The organism is Microbacterium sp. CFBP9023 (assembly GCF_034045055.1).
GTDB lineage: Bacteria > Actinomycetota > Actinomycetes > Actinomycetales > Microbacteriaceae > Microbacterium.
The window spans coordinates 810,907-837,586 of the sequence record NZ_JAXCWI010000002.1 but is presented as its reverse complement, the minus strand read 5'-3'; the positions used below and the strand labels follow the sequence as shown (position 1 = coordinate 837,586).

The 26,680-nt window shown below is 68.4% G+C and carries 21 protein-coding genes; 8 read left to right on the top strand and 13 right to left on the bottom strand.

Features of this window, described 5'->3' with window-relative positions:
* Nucleotides 1–3 precede the first annotated feature (3 nt).
* Nucleotides 4–732, top strand: coding sequence for a FadR/GntR family transcriptional regulator (locus SOM10_RS14610; protein ID WP_072591934.1), 729 nt, complete (start codon nt 4–6; stop codon nt 730–732).
* A gap of 34 nt (nt 733–766) precedes the next feature.
* Here SOM10_RS14610 and SOM10_RS14605 read toward each other — a convergent pair whose 3' ends face one another.
* Both SOM10_RS14605 and SOM10_RS14600 read right to left on the bottom strand, forming a co-directional pair.
* Entirely contained in the window at nt 767–2,155 is a 1,389-nt protein-coding gene (locus SOM10_RS14605; protein ID WP_320490717.1) for an aspartate aminotransferase family protein, read from the bottom strand.
* A gap of 36 nt (nt 2,156–2,191) precedes the next feature.
* Nucleotides 2,192–3,676: a CoA-acylating methylmalonate-semialdehyde dehydrogenase gene (locus SOM10_RS14600; protein ID WP_072591932.1), complete on the bottom strand. Its 1,485-nt coding sequence runs from the start codon at nt 3,674–3,676 to the stop codon at nt 2,192–2,194.
* 99 nt (nt 3,677–3,775) lie between these two features.
* Here SOM10_RS14600 and SOM10_RS14595 point away from each other — a divergent pair, with 99 nt between their 5' ends.
* Nucleotides 3,776–5,314, top strand: coding sequence for a PucR family transcriptional regulator ligand-binding domain-containing protein (locus SOM10_RS14595; RefSeq protein WP_320490716.1), 1,539 nt, complete (start codon nt 3,776–3,778; stop codon nt 5,312–5,314).
* Between the two features lies 1 nt (nt 5,315).
* Here the strand turns inward: SOM10_RS14595 and SOM10_RS14590 are convergent, their stop codons facing one another.
* The 6 genes from SOM10_RS14590 to SOM10_RS14565 all read right to left on the bottom strand — a co-directional run bounded on the left by SOM10_RS14590 (nt 5,316) and on the right by SOM10_RS14565 (nt 11,342).
* Nucleotides 5,316–6,710 carry an aspartate aminotransferase family protein gene (locus SOM10_RS14590; protein WP_320490715.1) on the bottom strand — a complete coding sequence of 465 codons (1,395 nt, stop codon included), beginning with the start codon at nt 6,708–6,710 and terminating at the stop codon, nt 5,316–5,318.
* Nucleotides 6,707–7,174, bottom strand: coding sequence for an Lrp/AsnC family transcriptional regulator (locus SOM10_RS14585; protein WP_053097793.1), 468 nt, complete (start codon nt 7,172–7,174; stop codon nt 6,707–6,709). Before SOM10_RS14585 ends, SOM10_RS14590 begins: the two co-directional genes overlap by 4 nt.
* Nucleotides 7,175–7,262: 88 nt before the next feature.
* A complete protein-coding gene (locus SOM10_RS14580) occupies nt 7,263–8,423 on the bottom strand; it encodes an acyl-CoA dehydrogenase family protein (protein ID WP_320490714.1) in 1,161 nt (386 codons plus the stop codon).
* On the bottom strand, nt 8,420–9,178 hold the full coding sequence (locus tag SOM10_RS14575) for an alpha/beta fold hydrolase (RefSeq protein ID WP_285364336.1): 759 nt from the start codon (nt 9,176–9,178) through the stop codon (nt 8,420–8,422). The genes SOM10_RS14580 and SOM10_RS14575 overlap by 4 nt, the downstream gene beginning before the upstream one ends.
* Nucleotides 9,179–9,222: 44 nt before the next feature.
* Nucleotides 9,223–10,137, bottom strand: a complete 915-nt coding sequence (locus tag SOM10_RS14570; protein ID WP_320490713.1) for a sugar kinase — start codon at nt 10,135–10,137, stop codon at nt 9,223–9,225.
* The gene (locus SOM10_RS14565) at nt 10,134–11,342 is read right to left on the bottom strand and encodes an MFS transporter (protein WP_187250725.1); all 1,209 of its coding nucleotides are present in this window, start codon (nt 11,340–11,342) and stop codon (nt 10,134–10,136) included. Before SOM10_RS14565 ends, SOM10_RS14570 begins: the two co-directional genes overlap by 4 nt.
* A 389-nt stretch (nt 11,343–11,731) precedes the next feature.
* Between SOM10_RS14565 and nrdH the strand changes: the two genes are divergently transcribed.
* Genes nrdH through nrdF form a run of 5 tightly spaced genes read left to right on the top strand, consistent with a single transcriptional unit; the run spans nt 11,732 to nt 16,380 of the window.
* Complete coding sequence (gene nrdH / locus SOM10_RS14560; protein ID WP_042537838.1) at nt 11,732–11,965, top strand: glutaredoxin-like protein NrdH; 234 nt, start codon at nt 11,732–11,734, stop codon at nt 11,963–11,965.
* A 6-nt stretch (nt 11,966–11,971) separates the two neighbouring features.
* Nucleotides 11,972–12,433, top strand: a complete 462-nt coding sequence (gene nrdI, locus SOM10_RS14555) for a class Ib ribonucleoside-diphosphate reductase assembly flavoprotein NrdI (RefSeq protein ID WP_053097788.1) — start codon at nt 11,972–11,974, stop codon at nt 12,431–12,433.
* 20 nt (nt 12,434–12,453) lie between these two features.
* The gene (gene nrdE / locus SOM10_RS14550) at nt 12,454–14,574 is read left to right on the top strand and encodes a class 1b ribonucleoside-diphosphate reductase subunit alpha (RefSeq protein WP_053099256.1); all 2,121 of its coding nucleotides are present in this window, start codon (nt 12,454–12,456) and stop codon (nt 14,572–14,574) included.
* A gap of 10 nt (nt 14,575–14,584) precedes the next feature.
* On the top strand, nt 14,585–15,406 hold the full coding sequence (locus tag SOM10_RS14545; RefSeq protein ID WP_320490712.1) for an NUMOD3 domain-containing DNA-binding protein: 822 nt from the start codon (nt 14,585–14,587) through the stop codon (nt 15,404–15,406).
* Nucleotides 15,403–16,380: a class 1b ribonucleoside-diphosphate reductase subunit beta gene (gene nrdF / locus SOM10_RS14540; protein ID WP_053097786.1), complete on the top strand. Its 978-nt coding sequence runs from the start codon at nt 15,403–15,405 to the stop codon at nt 16,378–16,380. The genes SOM10_RS14545 and nrdF overlap by 4 nt, the downstream gene beginning before the upstream one ends.
* A gap of 73 nt (nt 16,381–16,453) precedes the next feature.
* Here the strand turns inward: nrdF and SOM10_RS14535 are convergent, their stop codons facing one another.
* The 5 genes from SOM10_RS14535 to SOM10_RS14515 are packed head-to-tail and all read right to left on the bottom strand — an operon-like array spanning nt 16,454 to nt 21,176.
* Nucleotides 16,454–17,305, bottom strand: a complete 852-nt coding sequence (locus SOM10_RS14535; protein ID WP_320490710.1) for a siderophore-interacting protein — start codon at nt 17,303–17,305, stop codon at nt 16,454–16,456.
* Nucleotides 17,302–18,138, bottom strand: a complete 837-nt coding sequence (locus SOM10_RS14530) for an ABC transporter ATP-binding protein (protein ID WP_320490708.1) — start codon at nt 18,136–18,138, stop codon at nt 17,302–17,304. Before SOM10_RS14530 ends, SOM10_RS14535 begins: the two co-directional genes overlap by 4 nt.
* On the bottom strand, nt 18,131–19,195 hold the full coding sequence (locus SOM10_RS14525; RefSeq protein ID WP_320490707.1) for a FecCD family ABC transporter permease: 1,065 nt from the start codon (nt 19,193–19,195) through the stop codon (nt 18,131–18,133). The genes SOM10_RS14530 and SOM10_RS14525 overlap by 8 nt, the downstream gene beginning before the upstream one ends.
* Complete coding sequence (locus SOM10_RS14520) at nt 19,192–20,244, bottom strand: iron chelate uptake ABC transporter family permease subunit (protein ID WP_320490705.1); 1,053 nt, start codon at nt 20,242–20,244, stop codon at nt 19,192–19,194. The genes SOM10_RS14525 and SOM10_RS14520 overlap by 4 nt, the downstream gene beginning before the upstream one ends.
* A complete protein-coding gene (locus SOM10_RS14515; RefSeq protein WP_320490703.1) occupies nt 20,241–21,176 on the bottom strand; it encodes an iron-siderophore ABC transporter substrate-binding protein in 936 nt (311 codons plus the stop codon). Before SOM10_RS14515 ends, SOM10_RS14520 begins: the two co-directional genes overlap by 4 nt.
* A gap of 301 nt (nt 21,177–21,477) precedes the next feature.
* Here SOM10_RS14515 and SOM10_RS14510 point away from each other — a divergent pair, with 301 nt between their 5' ends.
* On the top strand, nt 21,478–26,670 hold the full coding sequence (locus SOM10_RS14510) for a beta strand repeat-containing protein (protein WP_320490702.1): 5,193 nt from the start codon (nt 21,478–21,480) through the stop codon (nt 26,668–26,670).
* Nucleotides 26,671–26,680 lie beyond the last annotated feature (10 nt).

The following is a 26,680-nucleotide window of genomic DNA, read 5'->3' as shown; positions in this document are numbered from 1 at the left end:
AGCATGAGCGAGCACCCTTCCGACGGCGATCTCGTCGAGGTGCGCCGGGCGGTCTACCGGCCGCTTCGCCGAGGCAACGCCCTCGAGGATGCGGTGGCTCGCCTCGTGCAGACCATCCGCCTCGGCGTCGTCGCCCCGGGGGAGTCGCTGCCGCCGGAACGAGAGCTCGCCGCCTCGTTCGGCGTCAGTCGCGACACCGTGCGCGAGGCGATCCGCGAACTCGCCGACACCGGATACCTGGTGCCCAAGCGGGGGCGGTACGGCGGCACGTTCATCGCCGATCCGCTGCCCCAGCCCTCGGATGCCGGGGAGGTCACGGCGGACGAGATCGACGATGTGCTGGGGCTGCGGCGGGTGCTCGAGACGGGAGCAGTGCGGGCTGCGGCGAGCCGGACGCTGGATGCCGCGACCCGCGCCGACCTGTGGGCGCGACATGAGGCCGCACTGCCCGCCGGGCCCGAGGAGTATCGGCGTCTCGACACGCTGCTGCACCTCGCGATCGCGGAGGCGGCCGGCATCCCCTCGCTCGTCGCGCTGGTCGCCGAGAACCGGGCCGACGTCAATGCGTGGCTCGACACGTTCCCGCTGATGCCGCGCAACATCCAGCACTCGGGTGAGCAGCATGAGCAGATCGTGACGGCGATCCTCGCCGGGCGGCCCGATGTCGCCGAGGCGGCGATGCGCGATCACCTCGCCGGTTCCGAAGCGCTGCTGCGCGGATTCCTGATCTGAACCCGCGCAGCAGCGGCTGCGCCTCACGGCACTGTCAGCTCGTGGCTGCCTCGTCGGCCACGGCGAGAGCCTCGTCGAGCACGGCCAGACCGCGCACGAGATCGTCCTCGCCGATCACGAGCGGCGGTGCCACGTGGATGCGGTTGAAGTGCGTGAACGGCCAGACACCCGCCTTCTTGGCGGCGGCGGCGAAGGCGGCGACGGGCGCGGCATCCGCTCCGCTGGCGTTGAACGGCACGAGCGGCTCGCGCGTCTCCTTGTCGCGCACCAGCTCGACGGCCCAGAAGAGCCCGCGGCCGCGTACCTCTCCGACGCTCGGGTGGGTGTCGACCCAGCCGCGCAGGGTCGGCTCGACGATGCGCTCGCCGAGGTCGCGCACCCGCTCGAGGATGCCGTCGCGGCGGAACACCTCGAAGGTGGCGACGCCCGCGGCGCACGCGAGCGGATGCCCGGAGTACGTGAGCCCTCCCGCGAACGGCGTGGTGTCGAAGGCCTTCGCGATGCGCTCGGAGATGACGACGCCGCCGAGCGGCACGTACCCGGAGTTCACGCCTTTCGCGAAGGTGATCAGGTCGGGACGCCCGTCGTACGCGTCGATGCCGAACCACTCGCCGAGGCGGCCGAAGCCGACCATGACCTCGTCCGCGATGTAGACGATGCCGTAGCGGTCGCACAGCTCGCGCACGCCCTGCAGGTAGCCGGGCGGCGGCACGAGCACGCCGTTCGTGCCGACGACGGTCTCGATGATGATCGCCGCGAACGTCGAGGGTCCTTCGAGCTGGATGGTCTGCTCGAGGTGGGCGAGGGCGCGCTCGGACTCCTGCTCCGGCGTCTCGGCGTGGAACGGCGAGCGGTAGAGGTAGGGCCCGAAGAAGCGCACGGCTCCGGAATCCGGTGTGCCGTTCGCCCACCGGCGAGGATCACCCGTCAGCGAGATCGCCGTCGAGGTCGACCCGTGATAGCTGCGGTACATCGACAGCACCTTGTGGCGGCCCGTCGACTGGCGCGCCATGCGCACGGCGTACTCGTTGGCCTCGGCGCCGCCGTTGGTGAAGAAGACCTTCTCGAAGCCCTCGGGCGCGACCTCGACGATGAGTCGGGCGAGCTCGCCCCGCACGTCGTTGGCCATCGCCGGCTGGATGGTCGAGAGGCGACCCGCCTGCTGCTGGATCGCGGCCACGAGGTCGGGATGCTGGTGCCCCAGGTTGAGGTTCACCAGCTGGCTCGAGAAGTCGAGGTAGGCGTTGCCGGCGTAGTCCCAGAACGTCGAGCCCTCACCCGCGGCGACGGGCAGCGGATCGATGAGTCCCTGGGCGCTCCAGGAGTGGAAGACGTGGCCGCGGTCGTCCGCCCGCACCTGCGCCTCGGCCTCGGGGGCGGGGAGCGGATGCGATGCGCCGTGGCGATCGATGAAGTTCGTCATGTCTCGTGTCTCGGTTCTCAGTGTCTGCTCGGGGGCTCAGTGGTTGCTCGGGAAGCCCAGGTCGATCTGCGAGGGCGTGTGGTCGGGCCAGCGCGTCGTGACCACCTTCGACCGAGTGTAGAAGTGCACCGACTCGGGTCCGTAGATGTGCGAGTCGCCGAAGAGCGAGTCCTTCCAGCCGCCGAACGAGTAGGCGCCGATCGGCACGGGGATCGGCACGTTGACGCCGACCATGCCGACCTCGATGTCGAACTCGTACTGACGGGCGGTGCCGCCGTCGCGGGTGAAGATCGCGGTGCCGTTGCCGTACGCGTTCGCGTTGACGAGCTCGACGGCCTCGGCATAGGTCTCGACGCGCACGACCGAGAGCACCGGGCCGAAGATCTCGTCGTCGTACACCTTCATGCCGGGAGCGACCCGATCGATGAGGCTGACCCCGATGAAGAAGCCGTCGGAGTCGAACTCCTTCGTCGTGCCGTCGACCACGACGGTCGCACCCTCCGCGGTGGCGCCGGTCACGTAGGAGGCGACGCGGTCGCGGTGCTCGCGGGTGATGAGCGGGCCCATCTCGCTCGCGGCATCCGTGCCCGCGCCGATCGTGAGTCCGTCGATGCGCGAGGCGATCGCTGTGACGAGGTCGTCGGCGATGTCTCCCACCGCGACCAGCACCGAGACGGCCATGCAGCGCTCGCCGGCTGAGCCGTATGCGGCCGAGACCGCGGCGTCGGCCGCGGCGTCGATGTCGGCATCCGGCATCACGACCATGTGGTTCTTCGCGCCGCCCAGAGCCTGCACGCGCTTGCCCGCGTTCGCCGCCCGCTGGTAGATGGAGCGGGCGATCGGGGTCGATCCGACGAAGCTGATCGCGTTCACCCGCGGCGACTCGAGCAGCGCGTCGACGGCCTCCTTGTCGCCGTTCACGACATTGAGCACGCCGTCGGGCAGTCCTGCCTCCTGGAAGAGCTTCGCGATCCAGATGGCCGCCGACGGGTCCTTCTCGCTCGGCTTGAGCACGACCGTGTTGCCGCAGGCGATCGCCGAGGCGACCATCCACAGCGGCACCATGACGGGGAAGTTGAACGGCGTGATCGCCGCGACGACCCCGACGGGCTGCTTGACCGAGTGCACGTCGACGCCGCGCGAGACCTGCTCGCTGCGCTCTCCCTTGAGCAGGTGCACGAGGCCGGCGGCGAACTCGACGTTCTCGATGCCGCGCGAGACCTCGCCGGCGGCGTCCGAGAGCACCTTGCCGTGCTCCGAGGTGACGATCGCCGCGAGCTCGGGTGTGCGCTCCTTGAGCAGCTGACGCAGGCGGAAGAAGACGTCGGCGCGCTTGATGAGGCTCGTCTCGCGCCAGGCGGGCAGAGCGGATGCCGCGGCGGCGATGGCCTGGTCGACCTCGGCGGTCGACGCGAAGGCGACCTGCTTCGACACCTGACCGGTGGCCGGGTCGAAGACCTGTCCCGTGCGCGCCGCGTCGGCGGTCTCTGCTCCATTGATGAGGTGACGGACGATGTCCACGGGGCTCCTTCGTGCTGCGTGATCCGTATCGAACACTCTGACCGAGCAGCGATACGCTGGGTTCTCTCCCATGATCACAGAGCACGAGAGGGCGAACAGGTGTCAGAACGTAGCGACTTCGAGCTGGGTCGGACAGAACGTCCGGACGGCAGCACGTTTCTCAGCGTCTCCGACGTGCTCTCCGAGCCCGCCGTGCAACAGGGCGGCCCGTCCGTGCTCGTCGGCGGCGCCGCTCTCGATGTCGCCGTGCGGTGGGTGCATGTCTCCGACAGCCCGGACGTCGCGCGGCTTCTCGACGGCGGCGAACTGCTGCTGACCACGGGCGCCGGGTGGCCGAGCGACGTCGAGCAGCTGCGGGACTTCGCGACCAGCCTGCACCGCGCGGGCATCGCCGGCATCGTGTTCGAGCTCGGCACAGCCCGGGAGGCGGTTCCCCAGCCGCTGGTCGACCTGTGTGCGACGGCCGGACTGGCGCTCATCGCGTTGACCCGAGAGGTCAAGTTCGTCGCGGTGACCGAGGCGGTGCATCACGCACTCATCGCCGCGCAGACGCACGCGCTGCACGAGCGGCAGCACCTGCACGAGCTCTTCACCGCGCTGAGCCTGCAGGGCGCGCCGGCCGATGTCGTGGTGTCCGAGACCGCGCGGGCGCTGCGCGCACCGGTGATCCTGGAGAACCTCGCGGGTGAGGTGATCGCGGTCGAGGGGCTCGACTCTCCGATCGCCGACGTCCTGAGCTCGCGTGGCGACGCCGAGCGGGTGCCGGTGCAGGCGCGGGGAGTGCGCTGGGGCACGCTGCTCGCCCAGCCGGGACCGGCTCACCCCGCCGGGCGGGTCACGGTGCTCGAACAGGGGGCGACGGCCCTCGCGTTCGGCTGCATCGCCGACGGCGGCGACACCGAATGGTCGCTGCTCGCGCAGCGCACGGTGATCGATGATCTGCTGGGGGCGCGCTTCGCGAAGGCCGACGACATCGACGCGCGGCTGCGTGCCGGCGGTTTCGCCCTCGCCGACCGGCAGTGCCACGGGATCGTCGCCCGAGGGTCGGCGTCGATCAGCGAGCTCGCGTATCGCGCACGGCAGGCGGGGTTCGCCGTCATGGCGGCCAGGGTCGAGGGCGACGACGTCGCTCTGCTCTCGCTTCCGGCAACCGCAGTGCTGTCCGACGAGGTCGTGCTGCGCATCGCCGGTCCCGACCGCGCGGTGTTCGTCGGCCCGGTCGCCGATGACGTCGTCGGACTGCTCGGCTCGCTGCGCGCCGCGCGCGACCTCGCCGACAGCGACCGTGCCGAGGCGGGGGCCAGAGTGCGGCGGGTCGACGATCGCCCGCTCGAGAGGCTCGTCGCCACGCTGCGCGACGATCACCGACTGCACGAGCACAGCGAGCGGATGCTGGCGCCGCTGATCCGTCACGACCGAGAGCGTCGCGGCGACCTGCTCGCCGTGCTCGCGGCTCTCGTCGCACACCCGGGCAACCGCTCGGCGGCGGCCGCCGCGAGTCACCTGTCGCGGTCGGTGTTCTATCAGCGCCTCACGCTGATCGGCGATCTGCTCGGTGCCGACCTCGACGACGGCGAGACGATCGCGGCGCTCCACCTCGCGCTCCTCGCGAGGCGGCGCACCGCGGTGACCGACTGAGTCAGAGCACCGACTGGGCGTCGGTGAGCACGCTCCGCAGGATCTGCTCGATCTGACGGAACTCCGCGGGTCCCACCGTCAGCGGCGGTGCGAGCTGGATCACGGGGTCGCCGCGGTCGTCGGCACGGCAGTAGAGCCCGGCCTCGAACAGGGCGGGGGAGAGGAAGCCGCGCAGCAGCCGCTCGGACTCGTCGTCGTCGAAGGTCTCCCGCGTCGCCTTGTCCTTCACGAGCTCGATGCCGAAGAAGTAGCCGTCTCCGCGCACATCGCCCACGATCGGGATGTCGAGGAGCTTCTCGAGCTCGGCGCGGAACAGGGGCGAGTTCTCGCGCACGTGCTCGTTGAGCCCCTCCTCGTCGAAGATCGCGAGGTTCTCGAGGGCCACGGCCGCCGAGACCGGATGCCCGCCGAACGTGTAGCCGTGCGGGAACGACACGTCGCCCTTCGAGAACGGCTCGTAGATCCGGTCGCTGATGACGGTCGCGCCGATGGGCGAGTAGCCGCTCGTCATGCCCTTGGCGCACGTGATCATGTCGGGCACGTAGCCGAGGCCCGTGCACGCGAAGGTGTGGCCCAGGCGACCGAACGCGCAGATGACCTCGTCCGATACGAGCAGCACGTCGTGGCGGTCGCAGATCTCGCGCACCCTGGCGAAGTATCCGGGAGGAGGCGGGAAGCATCCGCCCGAGTTCTGCACCGGCTCGAGGAAGACCGCGGCGACCGTGTCGGCGCCCTCGAACAGGATCATCTCCTCGATGCGGTCGGCGGCCCAGCGGCCGAAGGCCTCGAGGTCGTCGCTCGGGCCGCCCATCTCGGCCGCGCGGTAGAAGTTGGTGTTCGGCACGCGGAACCCACCCGGGGTGACGGGCTCGAACATGGACTTCATCGCCGGGATGCCGGTGATGGCCAGTGCGCCCTGAGGGGTGCCGTGATAGGCGACCGATCGCGAGATGACCTTGTGCTTGGTGGGCTTGCCCATCAGCTTCCAGTAGTGCTTCGCGAGCTTGAACGCGGTCTCGACCGCCTCGCCGCCGCCCGTCGAGAAGAACACGCGGTTCAGGTCGCCGGGCGCCTCGGCCGCGAGTCGGTCGGCGAGCTCGATGGCCGCCGGGTGCGCATACGACCACAGCGGGAAGAACGACAGCTCGGAAGCCTGCTTCGCCGCGGCCTCGGCGAGGCGACGGCGGCCGTGGCCGGCGTTGACGACGAAGAGTCCGGCGAGGCCGTCGAAGTACTCCTTGCCCTTCGAGTCCCAGATGCGGTGACCGTCGCCCTTGACGATGATCGGGACGCCGCTCTTCTCCATCGTGGACTGCCGTGTGAAGTGCATCCACAGGTGGTCCTTGGCCATGGTCTGGAGTTCGGACTCGGACGGTGTCGGGCGTTGCGTGCTCATCTGGTCCCCCAGTTGTAGAGCTGCTTCTGCAGCTTGGCGTAGATGAAGGTCTCGGTCGACAGGACACCGTCGATCGGGCGGATGTGATCGTTGATGAGGGCGAGGAGGTCCTCGTCGTCCTCGCAGACGACCTCGGCGAGGATGTCGAACGAGCCGACGGTGATGACGACGTAGTCGATGGCGGCGATCTCGGCGATGGCCTCGGCCACGACCCTCGTGTCGCCCGAGACGCGGACGCCGATCATGGCCTGCCGGGGGAAGCCGAGCTGCATCGGATCGGTCACTGCGACGATCTGCATCACGCCGGACTCGGTGAGCCGCTGCACGCGCTGGCGGACGGCGGCTTCGCTGAGCCCCACCTCTCGCCCGATGTCGGAGTACGAGCGTCGCCCGTCCTCCTGCAGCAGTTCGATGATCGTCTTCGCGACATCGTCCAGTGGGGGGTGCTTCTTCGAGGACGCCATGATGCGATCCTCGCACCGCAGCGGCCGGTCTTCAACTGATTCCGCAGAATCGGCAGAGCCTCAGGGGTGAAACCGCAGAATATCGCGCTTATGCCTCGAGGGGTCCGAGCCAGGCGCTCGCCGCAGTGGAATGCGCCGATTCGGGATCGGAGGGATGGAATGCGCCCGCGAGGACGTCCCGGTAGAGACGCGACAGCTCGTTCGACGAGAAGTATGAGCCGCCGCCGGCGACGAGCATCGCCTGATCGACGACGTGCTTCGACATCGTGATCGCCCGGTGCTTGACGCCCGACAGCAGGGTGAACCACCGAGCGCCGTTGTCGACCTTCTCATCGACATCGCGGGCGAGCACCGCGATCTGCGGCGGGAGCGCGTCGTACGCGAGGCCCATGTCGGCGATGCGCCAGCGGATGTCGGGATCCTGGCTGTACGTCGCACCCGTCTTCTTCGAACGGCGCATCTGCGCGGTGAGCACCGCGAGGTCGAGGGCACGGCGTGCGATGCCCGTGTAGACGGAGGCGAGCAGGATCTCGAAGACGGAGAAGATCCCGAAGACGATGGGGTCGGGGTTCGGGCCCGGATCGATGCGACGCACCACGTGCGCGGCATCCGCCACGGCTCCGTCGAGACGCGTCGTGCGGCTCTGGGTGCCCCGCATGCCGAGGGTGTCCCAGTCGTCGCCCGTGACGACCGCGTCGGTGCGGTCGACGAAGGCGAAGACCAGCTTCGGAGCGTCGGCGCTCGTCGTGTCGAGGCCGTGCAGCCCGAGCCTCGTCCATACGGGCGCGAGCGAGGTGAAGATCTTCGTGCCAGTGAACGCGTAGCCTCCGTCGGCGGTGGGCGCGGCCTCGGTGTCGCTCCCGAACAGCACCAGGTCGTTGCCGCCCTCGCTGATTCCGAAGGCGAAGACCTCGCCCGCGACCGCGCCGTCCTGCACGAACTCGAGACCCGGCACGCCGCGGTCGGAGAAGACCTTCGCGACGCCGGTCCACACCAGGTGCATGTTGATCGCGAGCGCCGTGGCGGGAGCGGCGGTCGCGAGACGCTGCTGCAGGATCGCCGCCTCGGCGAGGCCGAGCCCCGCGCCCCCGCGTTCGGCGGGCACGAGGATCGACAGATATCCCGCGTCGCGGAGCTCATCGAGGTCCTGCTCGGGGAACGTGTTCTCGCGGTCGTGGATCGGGGCCCGCTCGCGGATGCGCTCGAGAAGGTCGTCGGGAAGGTAGGCGGTCGGATCGAAGGTGCTCACGCGAGTGCCTCTCTCAGCTGTCGGACGGTCTCTTCGGGCTTGTCGCGGTGCAGCGAGTGCCCGGCGCCCTCGACGACCGACATCGTGACGAGGGGGTTGGAGGCGAGGACGCCGGCCGCGACCTCGCCGGTGAAGATGCTGTAGACCGCGGGATCCGAGGCGATCACATGGGTGGGAACGGTCAGCCGGGCGGCATCCGCAGTGACGTCCCACGGAGTGTTCTGCGCACTCGTCTGCTCGACCGCCCAGGCGCTCGCGCGGTGCACCGCGTCGACCTTCAGCTCCCAGTCCTGCGGGTGCCAGTGCGGATGCTCCTGCCGCACCAGCTCCACCCTGTTGTCGGCGAAGGCGCGCTCCTGGCTCCTGCGGACGATCGCGGCATCCCGGCCGCCGACGAGGATCGCCGGATCGAGCAGCACGAGTCGGCGCGTCCACTCGGGAGCGGATGCCGCCGCCGCCGTGCTGGAGGCCCCGCCGAGCGAGTGGCCGACGACGGCATCCCAGGGTCCCCCTCCGTCGGGCGTCGTGGTGGCGAGGTCTGCCGCGTAGGCGGCGACCGAGTAGTCGAGGGCGCGCGGGGCGTCGCCGTGGCCACGCAGATCGACGGCGGTCGCATGCCATCCGGCGTCGGCGAGGTCGGAGCCGACGCGCCACATGAGAGCCGCGGACGAGCCGAGCCCGTGCACGAGGAGAACGCGACGATCGGATGCCGGGTCGCCCCAGGAGATGCGGGGCAGCGTGAGCGGTGCGGGCATGCAGCAAGCCTACGACCGGCTCGCGGCGGTGAGGCCTGCGGAGCTCAGTCGAGGGGCGGCAGGTCGCCGTGCGTCGTCAGCACGCGGGCCGCGGCGGTGTGGCCCGCGGACAGCCGTTCCGACAGATCTGCGCCGTCGAGGGTCGCGGCGAGGAACCCGGCCGCGAACGCGTCTCCGGCGCCGACCGGCTCGACGACCTCGACACGGGGAGCGGGCACGAACACCGGCTCGTCGTCGCCGAGGAACGCGGTCGCCCCGACGTCGCCGTCCTTGACGATGAGCAGCCCGCAGTGCGGCAGACGGGTGCGGATCTCGGCGGCGGTCGCGGTGCCCCAGATGCGCTCGGCCTCGTCGCGTCCGACGAAGGCGATGTCGGCGGCGTCCGCGAGGCGGGCGAGGGTGTCGGCGGCATCCTGCATCGTCCACAGTGCGCGGCGATCATTGACGTCGAAGGACACGAGGGCGCCGGCGGCGCGAGCGTCGACGAACAGCTGATCGACCATCGCGCGGCAGGACGGCGAGAGCGCCGGGGTGATGCCCGTGGTGTGCACGATGCGGACGCCGGCGAGCTGAGCGACGTCGAGGAACCCCGGTGCCATCAGCGAGGCGGCCGACCCGCGCCGGTAGTAGTAGACCGACGACGACTCCACGCCGGGGTCCTTGAACATGACGCCGGTGGGAGCATCCGCATCCGTCGTCACCCAGAGGTCGACGCCGCGCCGCTCGAGCTCGGTCGAGATGCGCACGCCGATCGGGTCGTCACCGAGGCGTGAGGCCCACGCGGCGCGGTGCCCTGCCGACACGAGCCCGACCGCGACGTTGCCCTCGGCTCCCGCCAGACCGAGCGCAGCCGTCTCGGTCTCGGCGAGCGGGGCTCCGAGAGCGGTGACGAGTCCCATGGACTCGCCGATGCAGACGACCTCGGGGGCGGCGGATGCGGGGGAGGGGGCAGAGCTCATGAAGGGGTGACCGCCAGGGGTTCGGTGTCGGGGTGGGGACTCGCGTCGCGATGGCGCAGGTCGGGGAAGGAGCGGACGAAGACGATCGAGACGACGAGGCCGGCTGCGGCGAACAGTGTCGCGGCGAGGTACGCGCCGCGCGGATCCGTCGCGTCGACCAGGAAGCCGGCGACCGCCGAGCCCGCCGCGGCACCGATGAGCTGTCCCGTGCCCGCCCAGCCGAACGCCTCGGCGGTCTCGCTGAACTTCACGCTTGCGGTCGTGATGGCGAACAGCACGGCGAGGGCCGGCGCGATGCCGATGCCGGCGAGGACCAGCGTGCCGCCGAGCCAGAACACGTTGAGGGAGAACATGGTGAGCGCCAGGCCGACGGTGACGATCGCGAGACGGCGGGCCATGGCCCAGGGGCCGATGGGGATGTGTCCGAACGCGAGTCCGCCGGCGAGGCTGCCGACCGAGAAGACGGCGAGCACGAGGCCGGCGGCGAGGCTGCCGTGCTCGAACGTGGCGACGACGCCGACCTCGACGGCGGAGCAGGCGCCAATGAGGAGGAACCCGATGACGGTGGCGAGCAGCACGGGCGGCTTGAGGACGACCTTGCCGAGGGCGTTGCGGCTGCGGGGGATGCGCACGCGACCGACCTCGGGCGAGAGGATGAACCACGCCCCGCCGCCCACCAGCACGACGGCGACGAGCAGGAGACCCTCGGCGGTGCCGACCTGGGTCGAGACGAGGGTGATCACGACGGGCGCGATGACCCAGATGATCTCCTGCAGCGAGGCATCGAGGGAGAACAGCGGAGTGAGCTGCTTCGAGTTCACGAGCTTCGGATAGATGGTGCGCACGGCGGCCTGCACCGGCGGGGTCGAGAGGCCGGCGATCATGCCCAGGATCATGTAGCCGGGGATGCTGAGGGGGAGGAGCGCGAGCCCCAGCACGGCGACGACGCAGACGCTGAGCGTCAGGGTGAGCACGCGGCGCATGCCCCAGGCGCCCATCCACCGACTCGTGATCGGGCCGGCGACGGCCTGCCCGACGCTCGTCGCGGCGAGCACGAGGCCCGCCGAGCCGTATGACCCGGTCTGCTGCTCGACGTGCAGCAGGATCGCGAGCGAGGTCATCCCGTTGGGGAAGCGAGCGGTCAGCTGTGCAGCGATCATGCGCGCCACTCCGGGCGTGCGAAGAAGGTCCCGATATCCCGCCACGGGTCAACGCTACCGGGAGGCGCGGACGCGGGTCCAAGCGGCTCCTCTGCGACACGCCGCGACACGCCCAAACCGAGTTTCCACAGAAAATCCGATGTCCGAGGTCGGCCGTATCGTCCCCCCTGTGGATGGATCTCTCACAGGTCGTTCCCAGCCGCGATTTCTCGCGGTTCGGAGGCACTGTCAAGGGGGCTGTGCCTGTGGAAGAAACGGTGGAGAACCTGTGTTGTAACAGTGGAGAGCGGTGGAAAACTACACGTATGTAACTACTACCCCTAGTGGTCACCCTGAATGTCCGTACCTATATGTAGTATTGAGATCCCGGTGAGGGTCTACCGGAAAGCAGCCTGATTCAGATGCAGGCCAGAGATGTGAGGGGAAGCGAAAAGATGTCGATCACGGTCTACACGAAGCCGTCCTGCGTTCAGTGCAACGCCACCTACCGCGCGCTCGACGCCAAGGGCATCGAGTACGAGATCCTCGACCTGTCGGAGGACGCCACGGCGCTCGAGCAGGTCAAGGCGCTCGGCTACATGCAGGCACCCGTCGTCGTCACCGACGAGGGTCACTGGTCGGGCTTCCGCCCCGACAAGATCGACGAGCTCGCCTCGCGTCTGGCGTGATCCGCCATGAGCGCCGTCGCGACCGCCGCGCCGCTCCTGGTCTACTTCTCGAGCGCCTCGGGTAACACCGCGCGCTTCGTCGAGAAGCTCGGGCTCCCGGCCCGACGCATTCCCCTTCTCCGACAGCAGGAAGAACTCGTCGTCGACGAGCCCTTCGTGCTGGTCACCCCCACCTATGGCGGGGGTGAGGGGCGCGGCGTCGAACGAGGCGCGGTGCCCAAGCAGGTCATCCGGTTCCTCAACGACGAGCGCAACCGGCGTCACATCCGCGGAGTCATCTCGGCGGGCAACACCAACTTCGGCGACTCGTTCTGTCTCGCCGGTGACATCATCAGCCGCAAGTGCAACGTGCCTCACTTGTATCGGCTCGAGATCTTCGGCACACAAGACGATGTAGATCGCGTGAGCGACGGATTGGAGCGACGGTGGGTACCGCAGTTGACGAGCAGGCAGGAGCCGACTCAGTGACGGATACGGTGGCGTTCAAGATGAACCCGACCTACGAGGGCCTGGACTATCACGCCCTCAACGCGATGCTGAACCTGTACGACGCGAACGGCAAGATCCAGTTCGACGCCGACAAGCGGGCGGCGCGCGAGTACTTCCTGCAGCACGTCAACCAGAACACGGTGTTCTTCCACTCGCTCAAGGAGCGCCTCGACTACCTCGTCGAGAAGGAGTACTACGAGCCGGCCGTGATCGAGCAGTACTCGCTCGAGTTCATCCAGAAGCTCAATGACCTCGCCTACGGCAAGAAGTTCCGCTTCGAGACGTTCCTCGGCGCCTTCAAGTACTACACGAGCTACACGCTCAAGACGTTCGACGGCAAGCGCTACCTCGAGCGCTTCGAGGACCGCGTCGTGATGACGGCCCTCGGCCTCGCCGGCGGCGACGAGCAGCTCGCCGTCGCACTGGTCGAGGAGATCATCTCCGGCCGCTTCCAGCCCGCGACCCCGACCTTCCTCAACTCGGGCAAGGCCCAGCGCGGCGAGCTCGTCAGCTGCTTCCTGCTGCGCATCGAGGACAACATGGAGTCGATCGCCCGCGGCATCAACTCCGCCCTCCAGCTCTCCAAGCGCGGCGGCGGAGTGGCGCTGCTGCTCTCGAACATCCGTGAGGCCGGTGCGCCGATCAAGCAGATCGAGAACCAGTCCTCGGGCATCATCCCCGTGATGAAGCTCCTCGAAGACAGCTTCAGCTACGCCAACCAGCTCGGTGCACGTCAGGGTGCGGGTGCGGTGTACCTCAACGCACACCACCCCGACATCATGCGCTTCCTCGACACCAAGCGTGAGAACGCCGACGAGAAGATCCGCATCAAGACGCTGTCGCTCGGCGTCGTCGTGCCCGACATCACGTTCGAGCTGGCGAAGAACGGCGAGGACATGTACCTCTTCTCGCCGTACGACGTCGAGAAGGTCTACGGCGTCCCCTTCGGCGACATCTCGGTCACCGAGAAGTACCGCGAGATGGTCGACGACCCGCGCATCAAGAAGACGAAGATCAACGCGCGCGAGTTCTTCCAGACGATCGCCGAGATCCAGTTCGAGTCGGGCTACCCGTACATCATGTTCGAGGACACGGTGAACAAGGCCAACCCGATCAAGGGCCGCATCAACATGTCCAACCTCTGCAGCGAGATCCTGCAGGTGAACACGCCGACCACGTACAACGACGACCTGTCGTACGACCAGATCGGCAAGGACATCTCCTGCAACCTCGGCTCGATGAACATCGCGCTGTCGATGGATGCCGATGACCTGGGCCAGACGGTCGAGACCGCGATCCGTGCGCTGAGCGCGGTGAGCGACCAGAGCCACATCCGCTCGGTCCGCTCGATCGAGGACGGCAACGACCGTTCGCACGCGATCGGCCTCGGCCAGATGAACCTGCACGGCTACCTCGCCCGCGAGCACGTGCACTACGGCTCCGAAGAGGGCATCGACTTCACGAACATCTACTTCTACACGGTGCTGTTCCACGCGCTGCGCGCCTCGAACAACATCGCGATCGAGCGCAAGCAGGCCTTCGACGGCTTCGAGGACTCGACCTACGCGTCGGGGGAGTTCTTCGACAAGTACATCGAGCGCGCCTGGGTTCCCGAGACCGAGAAGGTCAAGGAGCTCTTCGCGGGCAAGCACATCCCGACGCAGGAGGACTGGGTGGCGCTGAAGGCGTCGATCCAGGAGCACGGCATCTACAACCAGAACCTGCAGGCGGTGCCCCCGACCGGCTCGATCTCGTACATCAACAACTCGACGTCGTCGATCCACCCGATCGCGTCGAAGATCGAGATCCGCAAGGAAGGCAAGCTCGGCCGCGTCTACTACCCGGCGCCGTTCATGACGAACGACAACCTGGAGTACTACCAGGACGCGTACGAGATCGGCTACGAGAAGGTCATCGACACCTACGCCGCCGCCACCCAGCACGTCGACCAGGGCCTGTCGCTGACGCTGTTCTTCAAGGACACCGCCACGACGCGTGACATCAACAAGGCTCAGATCTACGCATGGCGCAAGGGCATCAAGACGATCTACTACATCCGTCTGCGTCAGATGGCGCTCGAGGGCACCGACATGGCGGAATGCGTCAGCTGCATGCTGTAATCGGCGAGAGATGATCATGCTGGAATTGAGGGATCGCGTAGGCGGATGGCCGATCATCGGTCTCGTTTACGCGGTCCGCCGCTACGATTCGCCCGAGTATCGGTATGTCGGCATGACAACGAAGTCCGTGGGAGTTCGCAGCAGGCAGCACCTGAAATCTGCGCGGGCGGGGAAGAGAACACCTTTTTACGACTGGATCCGTGCGCGCGATTCAGAGCAAGAAGAGGTGTATTTCGAACCCGTTGAGATAGTGATGGGCAGCCAACTTGAGGCTTTGGGTCTCGCCGAGCAGAGCTGGATTGCGAAGCTGCGAGCAGAGGGCCATCGGCTACTGAACCTTTCTGACGGCGGCCTGGGACCTCAAGGGCACGTCTGGACAGAGGCACAGCGTGAAGCCGCGGGTCAGCGATCGCGAGGAAGGAAACGACCGGATATAGGCTCCGGTCCGGATCATCCGAGCTGGGGGACTCGACGTTCCGACGAGCAGCGAGCCAGTTGGTCCGCTCAGCGCAAAGGCATGAACGCTGGGGAGAGGAATCCGAACTTCGCGAAGTTCGGACCCGAGCATCCGAAGTTCGGACATCGGATGTCCGAGCAGGCAAAAGCGAGGCTCTCCGAGATGCGGAAAGGCGAGTTGAATCCCAACTTCGGAAAATCCGCGAGCGTCGAGACTCGACTCAAGATGTCGATGACCCGCGCAGGCAAGCCGATGCCATCCAGCAGGCGAAGCGCGCACACCAGGTATCACTCAAACAAAGGCGTGTTCAAGGACACGTGCGCATGCTGCGTCGATGACCGTCAGAATGCACAGGACGAAATGAGGAAAGAATGACAGGGCAGAAACTTCAGCTTGTCAATGAGGTTCAGGCGATCAACTGGAACCGCATCCAGGACGACAAGGACCTCGAGGTCTGGAACCGCCTGGTGAACAACTTCTGGCTGCCTGAGAAGGTGCCGCTGTCGAACGACGTCCAGTCGTGGAACACGCTCACGCCCGATGAGCAGCTGCTCACCATGCGCGTGTTCACCGGTCTGACGCTGCTCGACACGATCCAGGGCACCGTCGGCGCCGTCTCGCTGATCCCCGACGCGATCACGCCTCACGAAGAGGCCGTGTACACGAACATCGCGTTCATGGAGTCTGTGCACGCGAAGAGCTACTCCTCGATCTTCTCGACGCTCGCGTCGACGAAGGAGATCGATGAGGCGTTCCGCTGGTCCACCGAGAACCCGAACCTTCAGAAGAAGGCTCAGATCATCATGGACTACTACCAGGGCGACGACCCGCTCAAGCGCAAGGTCGCCTCGACGCTGCTCGAGTCGTTCCTGTTCTACTCGGGCTTCTACCTGCCGATCTACTGGTCGTCGAAGGCGAAGCTCACGAACACGGCCGACCTGATCCGCCTCATCATCCGTGACGAGGCCGTGCACGGGTACTACATCGGCTACAAGTTCCAGAAGGGTCTCGAGAAGGAGACCGAGGAGCGCCGCCAGGAGCTGAAGGACTACACCTTCAACCTGCTGTTCGAGCTCTACGACAACGAGGTGCAGTACACGCAGGACCTCTACGACGGCGTCGGCCTGACCGAGGACGTCAAGAAGTTCCTGCACTACAACGCCAACAAGGCGCTGATGAACCTCGGCTACGAAGCGATGTTCCCCTCGACCGTCACGAACGTGAACCCGGCGATCCTGTCGGCTCTCTCGCCGAACGCCGACGAGAACCACGACTTCTTCTCTGGATCGGGATCGTCGTACGTCATCGGCAAGGCCGAGGCGACGGAAGACGACGACTGGGACTTCTGAGTCACCTGCTGAACGATACGAAGGGGGCGGATGCTGCGGCATCCGCCCCCTTCGTCGTGCTCCGCTGCGCGGATCACCCGACGAGTGGCCCACCTCGACGCCAGTAGCCGAGGAAGGAGACGCGGTCCTTTGGAATGCCGAGGTCGGAGGTCAGATACCGGCGAATACCGGTGGTCATGCCGGACTCACCCGCGATCCACGCGTAGAAGGCGGTGTCCTCGCGGGCGGACGCACCGTGGGTGGCGCCCCAGGCGTGCACCGCCCGTTCGATCGCCGTCGAATCCGGGGCGTCGCGCAGCACGCGATGCACGCGCGCGGTGTCGGGGGCAGCCGGCGAGATGAGGTCATCGGCGGGGTGACCGCATTCGAGGATGACCTCGGCGCGCGCGTCCGGCCCGAGGGAGTCGAGGATGCCGCGCACAGCCGGGAATGCCGTCTCGTCGGCGATGATCAAGAACCGCCCCGCATCGCCGGGATGCCAGTGCAGTCCGTACCCGGTCCACCCCATTCGCGCGTCGGGACCGTTGACGACGAGCCGGTCGCCCGGGGACGCCGCGGCCGCCCATGCAGAGGCGGGCCCGGCGGGCTCGTGGAGGAAGAAGTCGATGTCGATCTCGCGGTCCTCGGCTCTGATCGCGGCGGGGGTGTAGGTGCGCAGCACGTTGCGTTCGTCTTCAGGGAGGGCGCGCCACCGTGTGTACCAGTCGGAGGGATGCGGTGTCGGCTCGTCGAGCAGTCCGAAGTCGGCGATACCTCCGTCGGCCAGCGGCAGGACGACCTTGATGCGCTGGTCCATGCCCCAGTCGGCGAAGTTCCGCAGACTCTCACCGCCCAGGGTCAGCCTGACGAAATGCGGGCTGAGCATCACGCGTGCGCGAACCTCCACCGGGAAAGCGCTGTAGGCCCATGGGCGCTCGGCGGTCACGACCGCACTCCCGCAGAAGCAGAGCCGCGCAGCGGCACCACCAGCGGTCCTCCGGTGACGGGATCATCGATCACGACGTTCGCCAGGCCGAACACCTGCTGCACTCGTTCGCTCGTGATGACCTCGCGGGGTGGGCCTTGGGCGACGATGCGGCCCTCGCGCATCGCGATGATGTGGCTCGCGTAGCGTGCGGCGTGATTGAGGTCGTGCAGAACGGCGACGAGTGTGCGTCCCTGCGTATTGAGATGCGCGAGCAGCTCCATGAGATCCACCTGGTGGGCCACGTCGAGGAAAGTGGTCGGCTCGTCGAGCAGCAGCAGATCCGTCTCCTGCGCGAGCACCATCGCCACCCAGACGCGCTGGCGCTGCCCACCGGACAGAGCATCGACGGGGCGTGACGCGAGATCTGCTGTTCCTGTCGCGTCGAGAGCGTGCCGCACAGTACTCTCATCGGCATCCGACCATTGGCGCATCAGACTCTGATGCGGGTAACGTCCGCGGGCGACCAGATCGGCCACGGTGATGCCGTCCGGCGCTGTCGCACTCTGAGGAAGCAGCCCCAGCCGGCGGGCCACCTCCTTCGCCGGGTACTCGCTGATCGACCGGCCGTCGAGCACGACGCGCCCGCTCGAGGGAGGCAGCAGGCGCGACAGGCCGCGCAGCAGGGTGGACTTGCCGCACGCGTTCGGCCCGATGATCACCGTGAAGCCTCCTGCGGGCACAGCCACGGAGAGTTCGCGGACGATCTCGGTGCGGTCGTATGTGAGCGTGATGCTCTCGGCTCTGAGGCGCGAGGCGGCGCTGGGGTCGGGCGAGGTCGAGTTCTCAAGCACGGCGGCGGATCTCCAGGATGATCATCAGGACGAGGTAGGCGCCGCCGACCGACACGGTCACGACGCCGACAGGTAGAGCAGTCGGCAGCATGTGCTGGGCGATGAGGTCGGCACCGAGCAGGAGGATTCCTCCGAACAGCGCCGACAGCATCAGCGAGAGGTGCGGGGTGCGGGCCACGAGGCGCGCGATCTGCGGTGCAGCGAGCGCGACGAACGCCACGGGGCCGGCGACGGTCGTCGCGGCGGCGACGAGTGCGACGCCGATGAGCAGCGCCACGACCCGGATCCGCCCCGGCCGAGCCCCTGTGGCTGCGGCCGTGTCGTCGCCCAGCTCGAGCTGGCGCAGTCGCGGCACCAGGAGAAGCGCTGCGACGGCGAACGGCAGGGCGCACAGGAGCGCGCCCGCGAGCGGGCCTGCGGTGACGCCGTTCAGTGATCCAGTGCCCCAGGCAGACGCGAACATCGCGGTCTCGAGCTCGATCTGCAGGAGCAGCCAGGTGTTGAGAGAGGCGAGGATCGCCGAGACTCCGATGCCCACGACGATGAGGCGGAAGCCGTGCACACCGCCTCGTGCCGACAACAGCCAGATCACCACGGCTGTCGCGAACCCGCCGATGAGAGACCCGGCGGTGAGCACGGGCCAGCTCCCCGAGACCAGCACCAGCGCGATCAGCATGCCCGTGAACGCGCCGTTGGACAGGCCGAGGATGTCGGGGCTCGCGAGCGGATTCCTCGTGACGGTCTGGAAGAGCGCGCCGGCGATGCCCAGGAGCGCACCGACGGTGATCGCCGCGATCGCGCGTGGCAGGCGCCAGTCGATCACGACCGTGCGGTGCAGGGCGTCGCCCCCGCCGAGCAGCGTCTGCACGACCTCCTGGGGGGTGAGGGGATAGCTTCCCAGCCCCAGCGCCAGGATGCCCAGAACGATCAGAGTGGCCGCTGCAGCGACGCCGACGAGGATGCTGCGCCGGCGAACCGGCATCCGCAGCGGCCCCAGGTGCAGGATCATCCTGGGGCGGGTGGCGTCCGTGAGCGCCGAGGCGATCGACGCGCTCACAGGGCACTCACCTGGCGTCGTCGCGCCAGCGCGATCAGCACCGGCGCTCCGACGAATGCCGCGACGATTCCGACAGGCACTTCCGCCGGGGCGATGATGACCCGGCCGAGGACGTCGGCGAGAAGCAGGATCACCGGTGCCAGCACGGCGGAGAGCGGCAGGATCACTCGCTGGTCGACGCCGAACGTCCAGCGGATCACGTGCGGCACCATCAGCCCGATGAACGAGATCGGGCCGGCGAGGGCGGTCGCCGCGCCCGCGAGAAGTGTGACGGCGATGATGACCCCGACGCGGATGCCTGCGACATTCGCGCCCTGTGCCCGAGCGACGTCTTCGCCGAGGCCGATGGCGTTCAGGCCGGGACCGAGCAGCACTGCGAGTGCGACTCCGACAGCGACGAACGGGAGGACGGGAATGATGATGTCGAAACCACGTCCGAGCAGCGTTCCGGCGTTCCAGCTGCGCATCGAGTCGAAGGCTTCCGGATCGCTGAGGGAGATGCCCGTCGTGATGCCGGAGAGCACGGCTCCGAGTGCGACCCCGGCGAGCGTGAGGCGGAGCGGGTCAGCGGAGCCGCGTCCCGCCGAGCCGATCAGGTAGACGGCCACCGTGACGATGAGGGCGCCGAAGAAGGCGAACCAGACGAACTGCGAGACGTCGCGCAGGCCGAGCAGGCTCACGCCGAGGGCGACCGCGAGCGCGGCGCCGGCGTTCACGCCGAGGATGCCCGGGTCGGCGAGCGGATTACGGGTGAAGGCCTGGATGAGAGCGCCGGCCACACCCAGCGCCGCACCGGCGACGATCCCCGTGACGGTGCGAGGTATGCGCAACTCGAGCACGATGTAATCCATCTCGGTCGTGCCCGCGCCCCGCAGGGTCGTCCAGACCGCTTCGGGGGAGAGGGGATTCGCGCCGATCGCGAGGGAGAGGACGACGGCGGCCGCGAGCGCAGCAAGAAGGACGATCGCACCGACGACCGCACGACGGCCGCGTCGGGGGATCCGCGCGTGCGGAGCCCCCGACGTCTCGACCGGGGTGAGAGTCGTCACCGGCTCTCTTCGAGGTACGCCTCGATGTCATCGAGCACGGCCTGTGCGCCCTTCGGCCCGACTCCTGAGACCCAGTAGCTCGTGTCGACAGGGGTGACCGAGGGGAAGTCTGCGGCGTTCTGCGTGATCGCGGTGGGGATCTCCGAGGCGTCGTCGACGTCGGTCACGGTGACGAACACGTGGTCGGCTTCCGCCGAGACGATGTTCTCGGGCGAGATGTCGGCCTGCAGGCCGTCGGCCCACTCCTGCTCGGGGATCGTGAACCCGGCGCACTCGAGGAGGCTGCCCGAGAACGACACCGGCCCGTAGAGGCTGAGGGTCGTCTCGTCGCGGGGACGGATCAGCTGCGCGGTCTCGCCGTCGACCGCGTACTCGTCGGACAGCGACTCGCAGCGCTCGTCGACTTTCGAGAGCAGATCGGCCACCTCCTCTTCGCGGCCCAGCGCTTCGCCGATGAGCATCGCGTTGTCTCGCCAGGGGTCGGCCTGCGTCTCGATGAAGACCGTGGGGGCGATAGCTGAGAGCTGCTCGTAGAGCTCGGAGTGCCGGGCCTCGGTTCCGAGGATCAGGTCGGGTTCGAGCGCGGCGATGGCCTCGAGGTCGGGTTCGGGAACAGTGCCCACGGGCTCGACGTCGTCGGCGCCGAGGTATGCCGGTGCTCCGGCGACGTTGCTCGCGACCGCAGCGCCGACCGGCTCGATGCCGACCGCGACGGCGGTGTCGAGCTCGAGCGGTTCGAGGGTCACCACGCGCTGCGGCTCGTCGGGGACCGCGGTGGTGCCGCGGGCATGCTCGACGTCGTGGGTGCCGGCGGATTCCCCCGCCGCATCGGTGACGGCGGTCGGCTCAGGGGCGCAGCCGGCGAGCAGAAGCAGTGCGCATCCTGAGGCGGCCAAGGCCGTGACGGCGCGAAGACGGAGGCTGGAGGGCATGGTGAATGACCTTTCGGGACCGGGGAGGGGAACGACACCGACCAGATCGATGTTGGTTAGGCAACCCTAACAGTTTGGTCACTCGTGCCGGGCACCATGACGCCCCACCGTTCCGAGCAAGGGGTGAAAACGAGGGGTGAATTCGGCTCATTCGGGCGGGGGTGAATCTGCGGGCACGGCAGTCTTTCGGAGGCCCGGTTCGAGCGCGATGTCGATCGACAGCGCTCCGGGATGCCGCCGAAGGGGGTGGCGGGCCCCGTGTGCGCGAGTGCGCACCGGATGCGACAAGGGGAGAGCAGTCGTGATTATTCGTGGTGCGCGAAAGCGCCATCAACCGACCGAGACACAGCAGGCGACGCCACGCTGGGGGAGGACGGCGCGCAAGCTCGTCAGCGGGCTCGTCACCACAGCGGTCGTCGCGTCGTCGATGGTCTTGATCGGCGGCACGGTCACGGCCGCCCCCGCTGCGGCCGCCGACCCGTTCCTCTGCACGCCTGGGGCGGTCTTCGTGCAGAGCACGACAGAGATCCGCGAGTTCGCGGTGAACGAGCAGGGCGGCGCACCCGGTGACGGCGGCGCCCTCGGCGCGATCAGCTTCGGCACCGGCCACTCCGACAACGGTCTCGGCATCTCTGCCGGTGGTCGCTACGCCTACACGGTGACGAACACGTCGTCGAACAAGGTGCTGGCGAAGCACGACCGGGTCACCGATCAGACCACGCGCACCCCGTTCACGCTCAGCTCCGCCGTGCTGCGTGGGGCAGTGAACCCGGTGACCGGGGTCTACTACTTCGCGAGCGGCACAGCCGGCAATGCGATCAACATCTACGCCTGGAACGAGGGCGTCACCCCGCAGACCTACGTGCAGGTCGGCACGCTGCGTCCCACCGCAGGCAGCAGCGCCTTCGGTGCGAACGGCGACATGGCCTTCAGCGCCTCCGGCCAGCTCGTGCTCGTCGCAGATCAGGACATCTACGCCGCCGACCTGCCCACTGAACTCGTGTCGAGCACCGCCACCATCGACGCCAAGCAGGTGCATGACCTCGGCGACGGTGTGCAGGGCAACGGCATCGCCTTCGGCAACCTCGGCCACATCTTCGTCTCGGTCTCGAGCGGTGGCAGCCGCATCATCGAGGTCGACCTTCCGCGAGGCGAGACGGTCAACACGACTCTCCTCGGCAGCTTCTCGCCGACCGATATGTCGAGCTGCACCTTCCCCAACACCCTCACGCTCAAGAAGGACCTGCCGGATGGGCGCCACGCGCCGACCGACCAGTTCGCGCTCAGCATCCAGTCGCCCGACGGATACAGCGTCGCGCAGACCTCGGCCACGACGACCGGTGATGAGCCGGGCGTCCAGCGTGACTACGCCGGTCCGGTGTTCACGAACCAGGGCGACACGTTCGACCTCGCAGAGGCGGCCGCGGGCTCGGCCGACCCGACAGGCTACGACTCCTCTCTGGTCTGCGAGCAGATCAACGGAGACGGCTCGACCACACCCGTCGCCGTGAGCGACTCGGGACAGGTCACCCAGCCGGCTGGTCCTCTCGGCACCGACGTCACCTGCGTCTACTCCAACGTCCTCCTCACGCCCGGGCTCGACCTGCGCAAGACCTCCGACCCGGCAGACGGCACCGCCGTCGCGGCGGGGCAGCGGATCACCTACCAGGTCGCGGTGGAGAACACCGGGAACACCGTGCTGAACGATGTCGAGATCGCCGACGACCTGAGCGGGGTCTTCTCGTTCGCCGAGTACCAGGACGACCTCGCGACGACCGTCGACGGCATCGATCTCGTCGAGAGCGGTGCCGCCATCACCGGCGACATGCTCACGTGGACGGGAGCCCTCGAGCCGGGGCAGATCATGACCTTCACCTACTCGGTGATCGTCGACGACGACGTCGAGGGCGAGAGCATCGCCAACAGCGTCACGGCTTCGGGCACGCCTCCGGGAGGCGACCCGATCGTTCCTCCGGTCGTCACGACCGAGCACCCGGTCGCGGGCTTCACCCTCACCAAGACGGCTGATCCCACCTCGGGCGCCGTGGTGCAGCCGGGCCAGATCATCGACTACACCGTCACCGGCACCAACACCGGTGCCACCGCTCTCGACCCGGCTTCCATCGCCGACGACCTCACCGACGTGCTCGCGCACGCCGAGTACAACGCCGACATCGCGACCGCCGTCGACGGCACCCCGGTCGCCGCCGGTGCAGCCACCCTCACGGGCACCGACCTCGCCTGGAGCGGCACGCTGCAGCCCGGACAGGTCGTGACGATCACCTACTCGGTGACCGTCGGCGACGACGCATCAGGCCAGGTTCTCAGCAACGTCGCCTCAGGCACCGCCACCCCGACGACGCCGAATCCCGCAGACCCGACCGGCCCGCAGATCCCCGGCGAGCCCATCGTCCCTCCGACGGCGGTGACCCAGCATCCCGTGCTCGGGTCGGGCTTCACGATCAGCAAGACCGCCGACCCGGCATCGGGCACCGCGGTCTCGGCCGGCGACACGATCGAGTACACGGTCACCGGAACCAACACCGGCGACACCGACCTCTCTCCGGTGGCCATCACCGACGACCTCACGGCCGTGCTCGATGACGCCGCGTACAACGACGATGTGACTGCCGATCGCGGTAGCGCGATTGCGGCAGACGGCATGCTCACCTGGACGGGCTCGATCCCGCAGGGCGAATCCGTCACGATCCGGTACTCGGTCACCGTCGACGCCGGCGTCGAGAGCGCCCTGCTCGGCAACGTCGCGAACGGTGTGGCGACCCCGCGGATCCCCGCCGACCCGAGCGACCCCGAGGGTCCGTCGACTCCCGGCACGCCGATCACTCCGCCGCAGGTGGAGACCGCGCATCCCGTCGTCGACACCGGCTTCGAGGTCACCAAGACCTCTGATCCGGCCTCCGGCACGGCCGTGAGTCCTGGCGACACCATCGAGTACACGGTCACGGGAACGAACACGGGCACCACCGTGCTCGACCCCGCGGCGATCACCGACGACCTGTCGGCCGTTCTCGCGAACGCCGTCTACAACGGCGACGTCTCGGCGACCACAGGCACGGTCGACGTGACCGGATCCCAGCTCAGCTGGACGGGCGCACTCGGAGCCGGCGACGACGTCGTGATCACCTACACGGTGACCGTGAACGACGACGCGACCGGGGTGCTGCTGCGCAACACCGCCGAGGGCGAGGCCACGCCGCTGATCCCTTCGGACCCGACCGACCCGGAGAGCCCGACCACCGCGGGCACTCCGGTGTCGCCGCCGCCCGCGACGACCCAGCATCCGGTCGTCTCGCCCGGCTTCGAGGTCAGCAAGACCGCTGACCCGGCATCGGGCACGGCCGTCGACCCCGGCAGCGTGATCGAGTACACAGTGACAGGTACGAACACGGGTGACACCGTGCTCGACCCGGCGCAGATCTCGGACGACCTCGCTGACGTGCTGGCGAACGCCTCGTACAACGGCGATGTGGATGCCACGCGCGGCACCGCCACGGTGACCGACGGAGCGCTCGCCTGGATCGGTTCGCTCGAGCCGGGTGAGGACGTCGTGATCACCTACTCGGTGACCGTCGACGGCGGTGCCGGAGGCGAGACCATCACCAACACGGTGACGGGAGAGGCGACGCCGCTGGTTCCGTCCGATCCGAGTGACCCGGCGAGCCCGACGACACCGGGGGCGCCCATCGTGCCGCCGACCGCGGTCACCGAGCACCGGGTCAACGAGCCCGGCTTCGCGTTCTCGAAGACGGCCGATCCGGCATCCGGAACCGCTGTGGATCCGGGTGACGTGATCACCTATGTGCTGACCGGAGTGAACAGCGGCGAGACGGCGCTCGACAGCGTCGAGATCGTCGACGACCTCTCGAGCGTCCTGGATCACGCCTCGCTCGACGCCGATCCCGTCGCGACGATCATCGGCGGCGTGGAGACGCCTGTCGCAGTCGTCGACGGCGAGCTCTCGTGGACGGGCGCGCTGACCGTCGGACAGACGGTCACCATCACCTATTCGGTGACGGTCGGACCGGATGCCGCCGGCGAACTGATCGAGAACTCGGCGACCGCCATCGCGACGCCTCCGGGCGGCGAGGAGATCACACCGCCCCCGGCCACGACGACGAACCCGGTCAACGAGCCCGGCTTCTCGGTGTCGAAGAGCGCCGCTCCCGCTTCGGGCACGGCCATCGACCCCGGTGCCGTCGTCACCTACACGGTGACCGGCGTGAACACCGGCGAGACCGTGCTCGACCCCGTCGACATCCGCGATGACCTCTCGGACGTGCTCGACGACGCCGGGTTCAACGACGACGCGATCGCCCTGGTGGACGGTTCACCGGCTTCTGCTCCGCAACTCGTGGGCGAGACGCTCTCGTGGACGGGCGCACTCGGGATCGGAGAGACCGTCACGATCACCTACTCGGTGACAGTGAACGCGGATGCCGGTGGCGGGACGCTCGAGAACTCGGTGACGGGCGGCGCGACTCCTCCCGGAGGGGTGCCTCCGATCGAGACGCCCCCGGCGGTCACGGTGAACCCGATCAACGAGCCCGGATTCGAGCTCGTGAAGACCGCCGACCCGGCCTCGGGGACGCGGGTCGACCCGGGAAGCATCATCACCTACACCGTGACGGGCATCAACACGGGTGAGACCGCGCTCGACCCGGTCGCCATCGGTGACGACCTCTCGAACGTCCTCGCCCACGCCGAATACAACGGCGATGTGTCGGCCGCTGTCGACGGCACGCCCGTCGCAGCGCCGATCGTGCAGGGCGATGAGCTCTCGTGGCAGGGTGTCCTCGCGATCGGCGAGCGGGTCGCGATCACGTACTCCGTGACGGTGGAGGCCGACGCGGGCGGTGCGACGATCTCGAACGTCGCCGAGGGCAGCGCCATCGCCCCCGGCGGTGCGGAGCTCACGCCGCCTCCGGCATCGACGGAGCACAGTGTCGGCGCTCCGGGCTTCACGTTCGCGAAGACCGCGAACGTGGGCTCCGGGACGGCAGTGGCCGTGGGCAGCGTGGTCACCTACACGCTCACCGGCGTCAACACCGGGGAGACCGACCTCGACGAGGTCGTCGTCAGCGACGATCTCTCCAAGGTGCTGGACCACGCGGCCCTGACCGGTGTCGTCACCGCGACCGTCGACGATCACGAGGTCGCCGCACCCGTGGTCACGGACAGCGGGCTGCACTGGGTCGGCGCCCTCGCCGAGGGTGAGACGGTGACGGTCACGTACTCGGTGACCGTGGACGCGGATGCCGTGGGGGCCACGCTGGAGAACGTGGCCACGGCGCTGGCGACGAGCCCGGGGGATGCGCCTCTCCCGGTCGTCGAGAGCGCGACCGTTCATCCGGTCCAGTCGCCTCTGGCGATCACGGGCGGTCAGCTCGCACCCTGGGTGCTGGTGCTCGCGCTGACCCTGCTCCTGGGGGGAGCAGCGCTCCTGATCCTGCGCCGCCGCGCATCGATCGACTGAGCGACCCGCA